The organism is Streptomyces sp. NPDC058307, from assembly GCF_042880295.1.
GTDB lineage: Bacteria > Actinomycetota > Actinomycetes > Streptomycetales > Streptomycetaceae > Streptomyces.
Genome location: NZ_JBHVYZ010000007.1, coordinates 136,908 through 152,367, shown reverse-complemented (window position 1 = coordinate 152,367; position 15,460 = coordinate 136,908). Strand labels below are relative to the sequence as shown.

The window sequence follows — 15,460 nt, the reverse complement described above, 5'->3', positions numbered from 1 at the left end:
CTTGTCCCTCTCCAATCCTGGGGCCCCCCATCCACACCCCCCCCCCCCCCCACTCCACTTTTGCGGTTCCTGAGCGCCGGGTAAGGTTAGGTTAGCCTTATCGATCTCGGCGGGAGGTGAACCGCGTGTACGTCTGCAACTGCTTCGGTGTGACCGAAGCGCAGGTCCAGCAGCACGCGGACAACGGCGCCTGTACACCCCGCCAGATTGCCTCGGCCTGCAAGGCCGGCACCGATTGCGGATCCTGTGTACGTCGGATCCAGGCGATCCTCGGCCGGGGTGCCTACCCCCGTCGTGAGCCGACCGCCCCGGGCAAGCAGGTCCTGACCGGACTCGAGGAACTCGAAGAGGCGGCCTAGCTCGGACCGGCCCGGACTGGCCCGGCCTAGCTCTCCGGCTGCTCGATCAGCTGGGCGATGTACAGCGCCTCGCCGAGCTTCTCCAGAAGTTCCAGCTGCGTGTCCAGGTAGTCGATGTGGTGCTCCTCGTCCGCGAGGATCGACTCGAAGATGTTCGCCGAAGTGATGTCCCCCTTGGCGCGCATCACCTCGATACCGCGCTTGAGCCGGTCGATCGCCTCGACCTCGACCTGCCGGTCGGCCTCGAACATCTCCTTGACCGTCTGGCCCACCCGCACATGGAACAGCCGCTGGTAGTTCGGCAGCCCCTCCAGGAAGAGGATGCGGTCGGTGAGGACCTCGGCGTGCTTCATCTCGTCGAACGACTCGTGCCGCGTGTACTTCGCGAGCTTCGTCCAGCCGAAGTTCTCCTGCATCTTCGCGTGCAGGAAGTACTGGTTGATCGCGGTGAGCTCGCCCGTGAGCTGCTCGTTGAGGAATTCGATGACCTCGGGGTCGCCCTGCATCGCAGAGGCTCCTTCCAACCGTGGGGAACAGGCAGGCTGCGCCGCATCCTTGCACCGGCGAAGAAGATCGTCCAGTAAGTCTTCACTTAGTAAGTAAGGGCATGCTTAGTCCGATTTGGGATGTGTTGAGTGGGGGTTGGTCGGGCGCATCGCCTCGGGTCTGTCAGGATGGAAGGCATGGGTCAGCCGGTGGAGCGGGAGAGTGGAGAAGCGGCGCAATCCGAGCTTCCGCCGGGGCAGCGACTGCAGCGCGGCTGGCCTGTCACGCACTACGGCCCGGTCCCGAAGTTCCGGCCCGAGCGCTGGGAGTTCCGGGTCTTCGGCGCCACCGCGGACGACGAGAAGCACTGCTGGAACCACGAGGAGTTCACGGCTCTGCCGTACACCACCGTCGTGGGCGATCTGCACTGTGTGACGAAGTTCAGCATGCTCGGCGCCGAGTGGGGCGGCATTCCCGCCCGCGCCATCCTGGAGATCGCCCCGCCCGCGCCGACGGTCACCCATGTGATGGTCTGGGCCGAGTACGGCTTCAGCTCCAACCTGCGGCTCGCCGACTTCGCGTCCGACCGCGCGATCTTCGCCACCCACAAGGACGGGGAGCTGCTGACCGCGGAACACGGGTTCCCGCTCCGCCTGGTCGTCCCCCATCTGTACGCCTGGAAGGGGCCCAAATGGGTCCGTGGCGTGGAGTACATGACCGCCGACCGGCGCGGCTTCTGGGAGGAGCGCGGCTATCACAACGTCGGCGACCCCTGGAAGGAACAGCGCTACTCGTACCAGGAGGAGCCGGGGGACGGCCCCGAGCTGTGATGCTCTGCGGCCCGTGATGCTCTGAGGCTCAGTGGCCGTGGTGCTGGTGGGCCACGGCATGCCCCTTGCCGCGGCCGATCATCCACTTGTTGACCGGAACGGTGACGACGAACGCGAGGGCCAGCGAGATCGCCAGCGACACCCAGAACAGCAGATCGGCGAGCTTCGCGTCCATGGCGTCCGGCCACAGGACGATCACGCCGTTGTCGATCAGCTCCATCACGGCGATGGACAGGGTGTCGGCGGCCAGTGCCACCCGGAGCGCGGCCCGGAAGTCCAGACCCGCCTTCACGGCGCCGCGCAGGGTGAGCGAGTAGCCGAAGAAGAAGGCCAGGACGATCGCCAGCACGGTGGTCGCCAGGTTGCCCCAGCCCAGTGCGGTACCGACGACCATGCCGAGCACCTCGCCGATGGCGCAGCCGGTGAGGCAGTGGAGGGTGGCCTGGACGGCGACGGACCAGGTTGCGCCCGGCTGTACGGCGCCGGTGTGCCCGGTGTGCCCGGTGTGGCTGTGCGTGGTGTGGGCGTGTGCGGTGTGCTCGTGGTCCACGGCTGACTCCCGGTGTCAGGTGACGGATCCTTTCCCAGAAGGTCAACTGTATACCCCCCGGGGGTATTCCTGAGAAGGTTCGGACGTCGTTCCGCTGACTGACAGCACATCCGTGCCCGGACTCGGTTCCAGGTCCGACGTACTACGCCGACGCCTTTCGGATCACGGACGTACCGCTGGCTGCGCCGGTCGATGGTGCTGCTCGGGGCAGGGCTGTTGCCGGCGTTCCTGTCAGCCGTCGTGAGCTGACCCGGAGTTTCTTCAGGCGCTCCACGTCCGCCGCGTGGCCCTCCTTGCCGCCGGGTGTCTCGATGATCAGGGGGACGCCCTCGGTGGCGGGGTGGGTCATCAGGGCGCGGAACGGGTCCTCGCCGATATGGCCGGAGCCGATGTTCTCGTGGCGGTCCTTGTGGGCGCCGACCACGTCCTTGGAGTCGTTGGCGTGGATCAGCTTCAGTCGGCCCTCGCCGACGGTCTCCACCAGGAGGTCGAGCGTCTGGTGCATGCCGAACGGGCCGGTCAGGTCGTGGCCGGCGGCGAAGATGTGGCAGGTGTCCAGGCAGACGCCGAGTTTCGGATGGGCGTCCAGGGCCTCGAAGTACGGACCGAAGTCCCAGGTGCGTGAGCAGAGCGAGGAGCCCTGGCCGGCCGTCGACTCCAGGAGCAGATACGGGTCGTCGTCGTGGGTGAGCTCGTCGAGGAGCGGCAGCAGATGCTCGCGCACCTGCTTCAGCGCCACGGAACGGTCGCGGCCGCCGGTCGCGCTGCCGGTGTGCACGACGACTCCTCGCGCGCCGATCTCCCGTCCGCGCCGCAGGGAGTGCCGCAGCGAGTCGACCGACCTCTCCACGGTCGCCTCGGTGTGCGAGCCGAAGTTGATCAGGTACGGGGCGTGGACGTACGCCGGTATCGCCCTCTCCGTGCAGACCTCACGGAACGCCTCGTCCTGGCGCGGGTTGCCGACGGGGGTGGCCCAGCCGCGCGGGTTGGCGACGAAGACCTGCACGGTCTCGGCGTCGAGGTCCTGGGCGTACGACAGGCCCACCGAGTGCAGGCCCCCGGCCACGGGCACGTGGCCGCCGACGGGGTTGCGCTGAATTGTCACCGGTCAAGGGTGCCATTGCCTGCGGCGCTCGGGCGGGTGGGGTGGGCTGGGGCGGGGGTGCCGGCTCTTGCCTCAGGCGGTCACGGGTCGGGGTTCGGTTTCTTGCCGGGGGGCGGCTGCGGGTCGGTGGGGGACAGGTGCGCAGTTCCCCGCGCCTCTGGGCGGGGGTGCCGCCTCTTGGCGTCGGGCGGTCGTGGGTCGGGTGCAGCTTTTTGCCGTCGGCGGCTGCGGGCCGGTGGGGGCTGGGCGCGCAGTTCCCCGCGCCCCTGGGTGGGTGTGGCGCGGGCAGCCGCATCCGCAGACGTGTGCGGGCGTGAAGTGGCACCCACAGCCGTGTGCGGCCAAGGACCGGCACCCGCGCGGAGCGGCCGTCAGCGGATGGTGATCGTGATGGTCGAACCCTTGGGAGCCGTGTCCCCGCCGTCCACGGACTGCTTCTTCACCGTGTCGCCGAACAGGCCGAGCAGGCCGCGGTCCTCGTCGACCTGGAAGCCCGCGGCCTCCAGCTCGGACTTGGCGTCGTCCACGCTGTCGCCCGTGACATCCGGCACCTCCACCATCTCCGGGCCCTTGGAGATCGTCAGCGTGACGGTGTCGTCCTCGGCCGCCTGGCCGCCGGCGTCGGGGGTCTGCCGGGCGACCTGGCCCGCGTCGTCCTCGGAGTTGACCCGCGTGGCGGCGACCTTGACCTTCAGGCCGGCCTCCGCCAGGTCGGCCTTCGCGTCGGCCAGGTCCTCGCCGGTGACGTCCGGGACGTCGACCGGGGCGCCCTTGCTGACGGTGAGCGCGATCGCCGAGCCGGCGCGCAGCGTGGTGCCGCCCTCGGGGTCGGTGCCGATCACGGACCCCTTGGGGACGTCGTCGCTGAACTCCCGGGTCACCATGCCCGGTTGGAGTCCTTCCGCCTTCAGCCGGGTTCTCGCCCTGCCGAGTTCGTAGCCGTCCACGTCGGGCACCTTCACCGTCTGCGGGCCCTTGGAGAGGGTGATCGACACGGAGTCGTGGTTCCGTATCCGGGTGCCGACCTCCGGATCCGTCCTGATGACGGTGCCGCGCTTGACGGTGTCGCTGTAGGCGTAGGTGACCTTGCCGGTCTCCAGGCCGGCCTCGTCCAGCCGGTCCCGGGCCTGCGCCTCGGTCTTCGCCAGGAGGGCCGGGACCTGGGTGAACTGGCCGGAGTTGATGTACCAGACGCCCGCCCCGAGTCCGAGGGCGAGCAGGACCGCGGCGACGACCAGGAGCGGGCCGCGCCGGGAACCGCCGGAGGAGCGGCCGCGCCGGGACGGCGGGGGCGGGGGACTCTCCAGGAGGGCGGTGCGGTGGTACACCGGCTCCGGCTCGTCCTCGTTGACCGGCAGCAGACGCGGCACGGTCAGGGTGCGCGGGATCACGCTCGTGCTGTTCTCGGCGCCGGCGTACTCCGCCGAAAGCGCCTGCGGCGGCATCGCGTCCAGCTGGTCGGTGCTCAGCCTCCCGCGCGCCTCGCGGGTCTGCGCGAGCATCGCCACGGCGTCGTACGGACGCAGGTCCGGGGTACGGGCGGTGGCCGAAGCGACCAGTTCGTCGAGTTCGTACGGCAGCCCCGGGACCACGGCCGAGGGGGGCGGGACGTCCTCGTGGAGGTGCTTGTAGAGGACTATGGCGGGGGAGTCGCCGTCGTGCGGCTGGGTGCCGGTCAGCATCTCGTACAGGACGACACCGCACGCGTACACGTCGACGCGGGGGTCCGCGGCGCCCGGCTGCTCGATCTGCTCGGGTGAGAGATAGGACACGGTGCCGAGCACGGCTCCGGTGCTGCGGGTCACGGTGTCGACGGACCGCACGAGACCGAAGTCGGCGACCTTGACCCGGCCGTCGTCCCCTATCAGGACGTTCTCCGGCTTCATGTCCCGGTGCACGAAACCGGCGCGGTGCGCGGCGCCGAGCGCGGCGAGCACCGGCTCCAGGATGTCCAGGGCGGCGCGCGGCTGCAGGGCCCCGCGCTCGCGCAGCACGTCACGCAGGGTGCAGCCGGCGATGTACTCCATGGCGAGATAGACGTACGACCCGTCGGTGCCCTGGTCGAAGACCTGCACCACGTTGGGGTGAGCCAGTCGGGCGACGGACTTGGCCTCCCGGATGAACCGCTCGACGAAGGTCCCGTCCGCCGCGAGCGCGGGGTGCATCACCTTGAGTGCGAGCACGCGGTCCAGGCGGGTGTCCAGGGCCCGGTAGACCGTGGCCATCCCGCCGACCGCGATCCGCGCGTCCACGCGGTAGCGGCCGTCGAGCACCTGCCCGACCAGCGGGTCCTGAAGGGTCGTATCCACGCAGGCGAGTGTACGAGCCGTCGCTGACAGACCCTCCGGTTCGGCCGGATCGGGGCGCGACTGCAGCCGAGCTGTGACGAGGATCGCACGTGGGTGGATGGGCGCCTCTTGAGGCAGGCGCACCGGGCGCGCACCCTGCGGGGCGCGGGGAACTGCGCGACCGGCCACGACATCGCCGCACCCGCAAGACGGCCCGGCGAGGCACATCCTGGGGCGCGACTCACAAGGAGGCTCACAAGACGGCTCAGGGGCGGCTCACGGCGCGGCTCACTGAAAAGCCGGCCGCTCCGGATCCAACGCCGCCAAGCCCTCCGCCGGAGACGACGCCTCGGCGAAGTGCCGCCGGGGAATCCGCCCCGCCAGCCGTGCCAGCCGCCCCGCCTCCACCGCATGCCGCATCGCATGCGCCATCAGCTCCGGCTCCTGTGCCCGCGTCACCGCCGAGGCGAGCATCACACCCGCGCACCCCAGTTCCATCGCCAGGGCCGCGTCCGACGCCGTGCCCGCCCCCGCGTCCAGGATTACCGGCACGCGCGCGTGCTCGACGATCAGCTGGAAGTTGTGCGGGTTGCGGATGCCGAGGCCGGAGCCGATCGGTGAACCCAGCGGCATGATCGCCGCGCAGCCCACGTCCTCCAGCTTGCGGGCCAGCACGGGGTCGTCGTTCGTGTACGGCAGTACCGTGAAGCCGTCGTCGACCAGCGTCTCCGCGGCGTCCAGCAGCTCGATGGGGTCCGGCAGCAGGGTGCGCTCGTCGGCGATCACCTCCAGCTTGACCAGGTCGGTGCCGAGCGCCTCACGCGCGAGGCGGGCCGTCAGGACGGCCTCCCCGGCGGTGAAGCAGCCCGCCGTGTTCGGGAGCACCCGGATGCCGAGCTTCTCCAGTACGGACAGCACCGAGCCGTGCACGGAGGGGTTCACGCGCCGCATCGCGACCGTCGTCAGCTCCGTGCCGGAGGCGACCAGTGCCCGCTCCAGCACCTCCAGGCTGGGCGCCCCGCCGGTGCCCATGATCAGCCGGGACGAGAAGGACGTACCGCCGATGACGAAGGGATCGTCGGCCATGGGTCAGCCTCCTTGGACGGCGGTGAGGACTTCCACGCGGTCTCCCTCGGCGAGGGGCGTCGAGGGCCACTGGGCGCGCGGGACGACGGTCTCGTTGAGCGCGGCGGCCACCCCGGAGGGCGCCGGCGTCAGCGCCCGCACGACGGTGTCGAGAGCCGTGCCGGGAGCGAACTCCCGCGGCTCCCCGTTGACGGAGATGTTCATGCCGGCTGCTCCACGGACTGAAGGAAACGCCTCGGGGTGAACGGGAGGGCCACCTCCGGCAGTTCACCGGTCGTCAGCGCGTGCGCCATCGCGTCCCCGGTGACCGGTGTCAGCAGCACGCCGTTGCGGTAGTGCCCGGTGGCGAGGAGGAGGCCGGGAAGTTCCGTCGGGCCGAGCAGCGGGGCGTTGTCCGGCGAGCCCGGGCGCAGTCCCGCGCGGGTCTCCGTCAGCGGCAGCTCGGTGATGCCGGGGACCAGTTCGTGCGCGTCCCGCAGCAGCTCGTACACCCCGCCCGCGGTCACCGTCGTGTCCCAGCCCAGCTCCTCGCTGGTCGCGCCGATCACCAGCTCGCCGCTCTCGCGCGGCACCAGATAGACCTGGCTGCCGCGCACGACGGCCCGCACGGTACGGCTCAGAAAGGGCGCGTAGCGGGGCGGCACGGTCAGACGCAGCACCTGCCCCTTCACAGGCCGCACGGGAGGCAGGAGGGCCGGTGGGACCCCTTCCAGACGGCCGCTGAGGCTTCCGGCGGCGAGCACCACCTGATCCGCCGCCAGTTCCTCGCCGTCCGTGGTGGTGACCCCGGCGGCGCGGTCCCCCTCGACCCGGAGACGCCGGGCCCAGGTGCGGTGGAAGCCCACGCCCGCGTGCTCGCACGCGGCCAGCAACGCGCGCGTGAGACGGCGCGGATCGATCTGGTGGTCGCCGTCCACCCGCAGCCCACCCCGCACCCCCGGCGCGAGCATCGGCTCCAGCCGCCGGCACTCCCGGCCGGACAGCCACTCCGACTCCAGCCCCGACTGCCGCTGGAGCGCGTGCAGTTCGCGCAGGTGGGCGCGGTCGTCGGCGTCCAGGGCGACGGCGAGCGTGCCGCACCGGCGGTAACCGAGATCCTGTCCGGTCAGTTCGGTGAGCTCGGCCGCGAAGGCGGGATAGCGGTGGGCGGAGGCGAGGTTCAGACCCAGCAGAGTCTGCTCGCCGTAGTGCAGTTCGGTGACCGCGGCCAGCATCCCGGCGGCCACCTGGGCGGCCCCGCCGCCCGGTTCGGGGTCCACGACGGCCGTACTGAGACCGCGCTGCGCTGCCCGCCAGGCCGTCACCAGGCCGATGATGCCGCCCCCGACGACGAGGACGTCTGACGTATGTGAGGACATGGGCGTCCAGCCCCTCCCTTCGCCGGCATGACCCGGATCAGGTTCGTACGGTCGGAGGCCGCCAGCCTCCCTCTCAGCCCGGTGCGTCCGGGCTCCCGCGAGTGCTCTACGTTGGCCACCCTAGCCCGTGCCCGTGCGCCTCTGTAAGGGAGCCTTCCGTCATGCCCCGCTCGCTCGACGGTCTCGTCCTCGCCCCGGTGGCCGATCAGGCACCGGGTCAGGTGGGGACGCGGACCCGGTTTACGTACCACGAGAAGGACGGGGAGATCTGGGCCGAGTACGCGGGCGGCGACGTCGTCCGCGGACATCTCGTCGGCACGCGCGCGGGGGACCGTCTCGACTTCCGGTACGTCCAGCTCAAGCCTGACGGAACGACGTCCTGCGGGCACTGTGTCTCGACGGTCGTGGAGCTCGCCGACGGCCGGGTGCGGCTGGAGGAGACGTGGGAGTGGGAGTCGCAGCAGGGCAGCGGGACGAGCGTTGTGGAGCAGGTCACGGAGCACGACTCCTGACTGACTGATTGTCAGGTGACTATGGTGATCAAATGAGCGAGCAGACGCAGGCGCAGCGGCGGGTGGTCGTGGTCGGCGCGGGCATGGCCGGGGTGCAGACCGCGGTCGCCCTGCGTGAACAGGGCTTCACCGGAACCGTCACGCTGATCGGCGCGGAGCCCCATCAGCCGTACGACCGTCCGCCGCTCTCCAAGGCCGTGCTGCTGGGCAAGGCCGAGGGCTCCGCCTTCGACGTGGACTTCGAGGCACTCGACATCGAACTGCTGCTCGGCCGCGAGGCGCTGGGCGTGCGCCCCGACGCGCACGAGCTGGACACCGAGGCCGGGCCCTTCCCGTACGACGTCCTGGTCATCGCCACCGGTGCCGAACCGATCCGGCTGCCCGGCACGGAGGGCGTGCCCGGCGTGCATCTGCTGCGCACCCTGGACGACGCCGAGCGGCTGCGCCCCGTGCTCGCCCGGCAGCACGACATCGTGGTCGTCGGCGCGGGCTGGATCGGCGCCGAGTTCGCCACCGCCGCGCTCGAGTCGGGCTGCGCGGTGACGGTCGTGGAAGCCGCCGACCGGCCCCTCGCGGGCGCGCTGCCCGTCGAGGTGGCCGCGCCGATGACTTCCTGGTACGCCGACGCGGGGGCCGTTCTGCGGACGAACGCGCGCGTGGAGCGCGTCGAGCCGGGCGCGGTCGTCCTGGACGACGGTTCGCGGGTGGCCGCAGGCGCGGTCGTGGTCGGTGTCGGAGCCCGGCCCGCCACGGCCTGGCTCGCCGGTTCCGGCATCGAGCTCGGCGCGCACCGCGAGGTCCTCGCCGACGACCGGCTGCGCACCTCCGCGCCGGCCGTCTACGCGGTCGGCGACTGCGCCTCCTTCCCCTCGGCGAGGTACGGCGAGCGGCTCCTGGTCCACCACTGGGACAACGCCCTCCAGGGCCCCCGCACGGTGGCCGCCGACATCCTGGGCGAGACCCCCACCGTCTACGACCCGGTCCCGTACTTCTGGTCCGAGCAGTTCGGCCGCTTCGTCCAGTACGCCGGCCACCACGCGTCCGCCGACACGACCCTGTGGCGCGGCGAGCCGTCCGGCCCCGCCTGGACGGTGTGCTGGCTGCGCGAGAACCGCCTGGTGGCCCTCCTGGCGGTGGGCCGCCCCCGCGACCTGGCCCAGGGCCGCCGCCTGATCGAGGCGGGCACGGAGATGAACCCGGAACTCCTGACAGACCCGGCGAGGCCCCTGAAGGCAGCGACGGCGTAAGGGCCCGGCGGTTCCGGAGGCCACGGTGGTCGGCGATGGCGCCAGGCCGTCCCGTACGCCGCCGCCGGCGACCACGGCGGAGACGGACAGCCGGGTCCTGCCCGGCCAAGGCGATTCCATCGCGGCGAGACGCTCGGCGAGTCGCTCGGCGGTGCGGTCGGGTGGTGCTTGACGCGTCTGACCTGCTGCCGGCCTCGCTTCGAGCTCTCTGGGCAGGGCGCCGCGCAACCGGACGCACCCGGCGATCACCGTGGCGCGTCGCCCCGCGGCGTAGTCCGGCGGCTCAGCCGGGCGCTGCTCGACGCCGCTGACCTGCTGTCGGCCACAGTTTCGGCCCCGTGAGCAAGGCGCCCCGCAACCCCGCCGCACCCGGCGATCAACGCTCCCGTAGCCCCGTCGGAGGTGCCCCGGCTTCCGACTGTCAGTGCGGGATGGCACGCTTGATCCCGTGACCGAGATTGACGCAAAGATCGATGCTCTCGTCCCCGCCTGGCTCACCCTCCCCGACATCGCAGAGATGCTCGATGTCGAGGTGACGCGTGTGCGACAGCTGGTCAAGGAGGGCCAGCTCATCGCCGTACGCCGTGGTGAGAACCGTGCGCTGCACGTGCCCGCCGCCTTCATCGACGTGGCCGAGCAGAAGGTCGTCAAGGGCCTGACCGGGACCCTGACGCTCCTGAGGGACGACGGCTTCTCCGACGAAGAGATGCTGGAGTGGCTCTTCACGCCCGACGACAGCCTGCCCGGCACGCCCGCGCAGGCCCTGAGCGAGAATCGCGGCACGGAGGTGAAGCGCCGGGCCCAGGCGCTCGCCGTCTGATCCGAACCACACCGGCGTACGGGCCGTGACCACCGAGGCCACGGCCGCGGTCCCGCACGGCCCGTACGCCACCGAACCCGGGGGAGACACACGCATGCCCGACACCGCCGGCACCCAGCTCGCCGACGCCCGCGTCTACCTGTGCACGGACGCCCGCCGTCGTCAGGGCGACCTCGCCGAGTTCCTGGACGTGGTCCTGGCCGGCGGTGTCGACATCGTGCAGCTCCGGGACAAGGGCATGGAGGCGGCCGAGGAACTGGAGTATCTCCAGGTGTTTGCCGACGCCTGCGCGCGGCACGGCAGGCTTCTCGCGGTCAACGACCGGGCCGACGTCGCTCACGCGGCCGGTGCCGACGTACTGCATCTGGGCCAGGGCGACCTGCCCGTCCCCGCCGCCCGCGCGATCCTCGGCGACGACATCCTCATAGGCCGATCCACCCACGCCGAGGCGGAGGCCGCCGCGGCCGCCGTGCAGGACGGCGTGGACTACTTCTGCACCGGCCCCTGCTGGCCGACCCCCACCAAGCCCGGCCGACACGCCCCCGGCCTCGACCTGGTCCGGTACACCGCCGCCCTCGGCACCGACCGCCCCTGGTTCGCCATCGGCGGCATCGACCTCGGCAACCTCGACGAGGTCCTGGAGGCCGGCGCCCGCCGGGTCGTGGTCGTCCGGGCGATCACCGAGGCGGACGATCCGGGCGCGGCCGCCGCGGAGTTCGCGAAGCGGTTGCGTGACACGCCGTGACGGGCCGACGCCGACCGGTGCGGGCCGGTCGCATGATCGGCCCGGTGTCCGAGGGATGGACAACAAGTCGACAAAACGGGCAAATTTCCCTGATCTGGTGGGACGGCCGCTGCCTCCTGGCTAACCTGCCGGTATGGCCCTAGGAACCGCATCCACCAGGACTGACCGCGCGCGCACCGTGCGCGACATGCTCGCCGCGGGCAAGACGACGTACTCCTTCGAGTTCACGGCGCCCAAGACTCCCAAGGGTGAGCGGAACCTGTGGAGCGCGCTCAGGAGGGTCGAGGCGATCGCCCCGGACTTCGTCTCCGTCACCTACGGCGCCGGCGGCTCCACCCGCGCGGGCACCGTCAAGGAGACCCAGCAGATCGTCGCGGACACCACGCTGACCCCGGTCGCCCACCTCACCGCGGTCAACCACTCCATCGCCGAACTGCGCAACATCATCGGCCAGTACGCCGACGCCGGGATCCGCAACATCCTGGCCGTGCGCGGCGACCCGCCCGGCGACCCCATGGCCGACTGGGTGGCACACCCACAGGGCCTGACCTACGCCGCCGAACTCGTCCGGCTCATCAAGGAGTCGGGCGACTTCTGCGTCGGCGTCGCGGCCTTCCCGGAGATGCACCCGCGCTCCGCCGACTGGGACTCCGACGTCACGCGCTTCGTCGACAAGTGCCGCGCCGGCGCCGACTACGCCATCACCCAGATGTTCTTCCAGCCGGAGTCCTATCTGCGGCTGCGTGACCGAGTCCACGCGGCAGGCTGCCAGACCCCCGTCATCCCTGAGATCATGCCGGTGACCAGTGTGCGGATGCTGGAGCGGCTGCCGCAGCTCACCAACGCGATCATCCCCTCCGCCCTGAAAGAGCGGATCCTCACAGCAAAGGACGATCCGACCGCTGTACGCTCGATCGGAATCGAGTTCGCCACGGAGTTCGGCGCACGGCTGCTGTCCGAGGGAGTGCCCGGACTGCACTTCATCACGCTCAACAACTCCACGGCCTCGCTGGAAATCTACGAAAACCTGGGTCTGCACCATCCACCGCAGGCCTAGACCGGCCGCACGGACATACGACACACTGCGTAGCGGTCACTGGGAGAGGGGCGTACATGGGCTGGACGGTCCTCTACATCGCGTTCGGATTCGTCGCGCTGTGGCTGCTCGGCGAGGTGCTGCTGCAGTACAAGGCGCGACTGCGCTGGCGGCTGCTCGCCTTCGTCGGCTTCCTCGGCGTGGTCGTCGGCGTGCTGATCCCGTCGGTGATCGTCATCGGCCTGGGCGCGATCGCCTTCGCGGTCGGCCAGACCTACGTCACCCTGTCGTTCCGTCGCGGCTTCGAGCAGGGCTGGGCGGTCAACCCCCCGGCCGCGCTGGGCAGTCTGACCGGCGGCAAGAAGAGCCGCGGGGAGCGCGGCCGCGAGGAGCCGGATCAGGAGAGCTCCGACCTGGCGACGGGTGACGCGGCCTATCTCGACGAGACCGGGTACGACCAGGGCCGACCGGACGACACCGCCGGTTACGGCCAAGACGAGTACGACCGCGACGACGTCTTCACGCCCGCACGCTCCGCCGCCACGGCCGCCGAGACCACCTCGGTCTACGAGCCGCAACCGCTGCCCGACGACACCGGCTCCTACGGCGTGTACAACGACTCCGCCTACGCCGGCGACCAGTCCTACGCGTCCACGGCCCAGCCCCAGGACCAGTACGCGACAGCCGCCGCCGACCAGACCTACGGCTACGACGGCTACACGGGCTACGACCAGCAGCAGTACGGCTACGACCAGGCCGGGCAGCAGCAGTACGCCGCCTACTCCGACCCGTACATCGGCACCCAGACCTATGGCGCGGGCTCGTACGACACCTCCTACGGCGGCCAGCAGCAGTTCGTCCAGCCGGGCTACGACCAGTACGGCGGGACGTACGGCGGCGAGACCCCGGCCGGCGGGGTGTGGGTGCCGCAGCAGCGCACCGACGAGTCCTACGGCGGCGAAGTCCCGCAGGAGCAGCAGTACTACCAGGACAACAACGGCCAGGAGCAGCAGAACCAGGGCCAGGGGTACGACGAGCAGTACCGCTTCTGACGCTGCTTCCTCCGACGCGGGGCGGCTGCGTCACTGAGAGCCGCGGAACTCCGGCCCCTCCACGATCAGTCCGGCCACCAGCGCGCCCGACATCCCGGCGTGGGCGAGACCGCCGCCGGGGTGCGACCAGCCGCCGACCGTGAACAGGCCAGGTATCGCCGTGCTGTTGGACGGATGCAGGGTGCCTTCGCCGCCCGCCAGCGAGGGCGGGGGGACGGCGCCGCCCTCGGCCCCCGTCTCCCGCTCGGTGTGCACCGGCGTCCGCACCTCGCGCCACAGGACCCGCTCGCGCAGGCCCGGAATCGCCCGCTCGGCGGCGGCGACCATCCGGTCCGCGAAGGACTCGACGACCCCCGGCGTGGCCCAGTCGTACCCCCGGGCGCTGGGCACGGTCACCGTAAGCACGACGGACTCGTGGTCCGCGTCGGGGCGCAGCGCGGGGTCGCCCGGCCGGTCGATCCGGACCGTGGGATCGGGGATCTCCCCGTGCGCGAAGAGGTCCAACTCGCCTTCCGGATCAGGGCCGTAGACCACCGTGCGGTGCACGGCCTCCGGCTCCCGCGCTCCGCGCAGGGCGAGGCACACCACGAACCGGCCCGGGTGCAGGTCCTCGGCGCCGGGAAGGACGGCCTTGCCGCCGTGGAGCTCACGACCCGGTACGAGCCCGCGCAGCCGCCAGGGTCCGGTGCCGACGACGGTGTCGGCCTCCTCGACCGTCCCGTCGGCGAACTCCACCCCGACCGCGCGACCGTCCTTCTCCAGGACGCCCGTCACCTCGGTGCCGAAGTGGAACTCGACCTTGCGCTCGACGCACCGCTCGTACACCGCCCGCGCCAACTCCCTCATGCCGCCCCGGACATACCAGGTCCCGAAGGCGTGCTCCATGTACGGCAGGACGGCCGAGCTCGCCGGGGCCGTACCGGGGTCGGCGCCGTACGCGAGCGCGTGGCCGTACAGCAGGGCCGCGAGGCGGGGGTCCCGCAGCTCCCAGGCGCCGATCTCGGCCAGCGTGCAGGCCCGTCGGGTGCGCAGCAACCGCTTGTGGGGCACCGCGGGGTAGGGCTCGCGCTGCAGCACCTGCCAGTTGGGCCACAGGGGCTCCTCCAGGAGCGGCCTGCGGGTGCGGTCCCAGGCCTCGCGGGCCCGGACGAGGAAGTCGCCCCAGCGTGCGCCGGCGCCCGCGCCGAGGGCCTTGTCCAGGGCGGCGACCACTCCCGCGCGCGAGGCGTTCGGCAGGGACACGTCGGTGCCGTCCGTGAAGAGGTGCCGTGACGACGGGTCGACCTGGACCAGCTCGACGACCGACTCCAGCGGCTCCTTGCCGGTCTTGATGAACAGGTCGCGGTAGACAGCGGGAAGGGTGAGCAGTCCCGGCCCGGTGTCGAACCCGAACCTGTCCCGCTCGAAACGGCGCACCGCCCCGCCGTACGTCTCCGTACGCTCGTACACCGCCACCCGGTGGCCCGCGACGGCCAGCCGGGCGGCGGCCGCCATCGCGCCCATCCCGGCGCCCATCACCGCAATCCGTGCCATGCCTGCGACTTTATCGGCCCCCACTGACACTCCACGGGCGGGCCGCGGTTACGGAACAGTCGGCTGTCGAACCATCTCCGGCGGACCACGCCCCTCCGGGCAGGGCCGACAGGACCTCGCCCGCCTCCGCGCAGGGGTGGACGGCCCCGGTCGGGGAACGGGAGGCATGGCTTTGCGGGTGGTGGGTCGGGGAGGCCTGGGCGCGGCGCATCCTGTCGGCGGACCCTTTCCCGCGGGCAAGGCTGTCGGCCAGGAGGCGTCTGCCGCGGGCCACGGGCTGTCGCCGGGAGGTGCCTCCAGTGCGTGGTGGGCGGTCGGTCGGCCTGCTTCCGGGACGGGGTCCGGTGGCCGGTCCCGCATGCCGCGCGGGTGCCCTGGTCAGCGGCGGCACTCGCGGTGTGCGGCAGGCGTAAGCCGGAGTCGTTCCAGCCGTCGACGGCGTCGGTCCGGTGG

At 71.5% G+C, this 15,460-nt stretch carries 16 protein-coding genes and 1 riboswitch; of the genes, 8 read left to right on the top strand and 8 right to left on the bottom strand.

All coding sequences use genetic code 11. The annotated features are described in order from the left end of the window. The first annotated feature begins 116 nt into the window (after nt 1-116). Complete coding sequence (locus ACFVYN_RS08195; protein WP_389994215.1) at nt 117-359, top strand: bacterioferritin-associated ferredoxin; 243 nt, start codon at nt 117-119, stop codon at nt 357-359. 26 nt (nt 360-385) lie between these two features. Here ACFVYN_RS08195 and bfr read toward each other — a convergent pair whose 3' ends face one another. After that, complete coding sequence (bfr, locus tag ACFVYN_RS08190) at nt 386-865, bottom strand: bacterioferritin (RefSeq protein ID WP_007381448.1); 480 nt, start codon at nt 863-865, stop codon at nt 386-388. A gap of 177 nt (nt 866-1,042) precedes the next feature. Here bfr and ACFVYN_RS08185 point away from each other — a divergent pair, with 177 nt between their 5' ends. Further along, nucleotides 1,043-1,675, top strand: a complete 633-nt coding sequence (locus ACFVYN_RS08185; protein ID WP_389994213.1) for a sulfite oxidase-like oxidoreductase — start codon at nt 1,043-1,045, stop codon at nt 1,673-1,675. Nucleotides 1,676-1,703: 28 nt separating this feature from the next. Here the strand turns inward: ACFVYN_RS08185 and ACFVYN_RS08180 are convergent, their stop codons facing one another. The 6 genes from ACFVYN_RS08180 to thiO all read right to left on the bottom strand — a co-directional run bounded on the left by ACFVYN_RS08180 (nt 1,704) and on the right by thiO (nt 8,062). Continuing rightward, on the bottom strand, nt 1,704-2,225 hold the full coding sequence (locus tag ACFVYN_RS08180) for a DUF4396 domain-containing protein (protein ID WP_389994210.1): 522 nt from the start codon (nt 2,223-2,225) through the stop codon (nt 1,704-1,706). Between the two features lie 142 nt (nt 2,226-2,367). Then, nucleotides 2,368-3,330 (bottom strand): deoxyribonuclease IV, encoded by a 963-nt coding sequence (locus tag ACFVYN_RS08175; RefSeq protein ID WP_389994207.1) that lies wholly within the window; start codon nt 3,328-3,330, stop codon nt 2,368-2,370. Nucleotides 3,331-3,701: 371 nt separating this feature from the next. Next, nucleotides 3,702-5,639, bottom strand: coding sequence for a Stk1 family PASTA domain-containing Ser/Thr kinase (gene pknB / locus ACFVYN_RS08170; RefSeq protein WP_389994204.1), 1,938 nt, complete (start codon nt 5,637-5,639; stop codon nt 3,702-3,704). Nucleotides 5,640-5,906: 267 nt separating this feature from the next. Further along, a complete protein-coding gene (locus ACFVYN_RS08165) occupies nt 5,907-6,704 on the bottom strand; it encodes a thiazole synthase (protein ID WP_389994202.1) in 798 nt (265 codons plus the stop codon). Between the two features lie 3 nt (nt 6,705-6,707). Next, nucleotides 6,708-6,908 carry a sulfur carrier protein ThiS gene (thiS, locus tag ACFVYN_RS08160; RefSeq protein WP_389994199.1) on the bottom strand — a complete coding sequence of 67 codons (201 nt, stop codon included), beginning with the start codon at nt 6,906-6,908 and terminating at the stop codon, nt 6,708-6,710. Continuing rightward, on the bottom strand, nt 6,905-8,062 hold the full coding sequence (gene thiO / locus ACFVYN_RS08155; protein WP_389994197.1) for a glycine oxidase ThiO: 1,158 nt from the start codon (nt 8,060-8,062) through the stop codon (nt 6,905-6,907). The genes thiS and thiO overlap by 4 nt, the downstream gene beginning before the upstream one ends. Beyond that, nucleotides 8,060-8,171: riboswitch (TPP riboswitch) on the bottom strand. (Overlaps the previous gene by 3 nt.) A gap of 52 nt (nt 8,172-8,223) precedes the next feature. Here thiO and ACFVYN_RS08150 point away from each other — a divergent pair. From ACFVYN_RS08150 to ACFVYN_RS08125, 6 genes are all read left to right on the top strand, one after another. Further along, nucleotides 8,224-8,574 carry a hypothetical protein gene (locus ACFVYN_RS08150; protein WP_389994194.1) on the top strand — a complete coding sequence of 117 codons (351 nt, stop codon included), beginning with the start codon at nt 8,224-8,226 and terminating at the stop codon, nt 8,572-8,574. 32 nt (nt 8,575-8,606) lie between these two features. Beyond that, nucleotides 8,607-9,821 carry an NAD(P)/FAD-dependent oxidoreductase gene (locus tag ACFVYN_RS08145; RefSeq protein WP_389994191.1) on the top strand — a complete coding sequence of 405 codons (1,215 nt, stop codon included), beginning with the start codon at nt 8,607-8,609 and terminating at the stop codon, nt 9,819-9,821. Between the two features lie 448 nt (nt 9,822-10,269). Further along, nucleotides 10,270-10,641: an Rv2175c family DNA-binding protein gene (locus ACFVYN_RS08140; RefSeq protein WP_389994189.1), complete on the top strand. Its 372-nt coding sequence runs from the start codon at nt 10,270-10,272 to the stop codon at nt 10,639-10,641. A 94-nt stretch (nt 10,642-10,735) separates the two neighbouring features. Continuing rightward, nucleotides 10,736-11,386, top strand: a complete 651-nt coding sequence (gene thiE, locus ACFVYN_RS08135) for a thiamine phosphate synthase (protein ID WP_389994186.1) — start codon at nt 10,736-10,738, stop codon at nt 11,384-11,386. A gap of 133 nt (nt 11,387-11,519) precedes the next feature. Continuing rightward, nucleotides 11,520-12,443, top strand: a complete 924-nt coding sequence (gene metF / locus ACFVYN_RS08130; RefSeq protein WP_389994183.1) for a methylenetetrahydrofolate reductase [NAD(P)H] — start codon at nt 11,520-11,522, stop codon at nt 12,441-12,443. 56 nt (nt 12,444-12,499) lie between these two features. Continuing rightward, a complete protein-coding gene (locus ACFVYN_RS08125; RefSeq protein ID WP_389994180.1) occupies nt 12,500-13,474 on the top strand; it encodes a hypothetical protein in 975 nt (324 codons plus the stop codon). Nucleotides 13,475-13,504: 30 nt separating this feature from the next. On the opposite strand, the gene ACFVYN_RS08120 is transcribed toward ACFVYN_RS08125, so the two are convergent. Next, entirely contained in the window at nt 13,505-15,007 is a 1,503-nt protein-coding gene (locus tag ACFVYN_RS08120; protein ID WP_389994177.1) for a phytoene desaturase family protein, read from the bottom strand. Between the last annotated feature and the right edge of the window lie 453 nt (nt 15,008-15,460).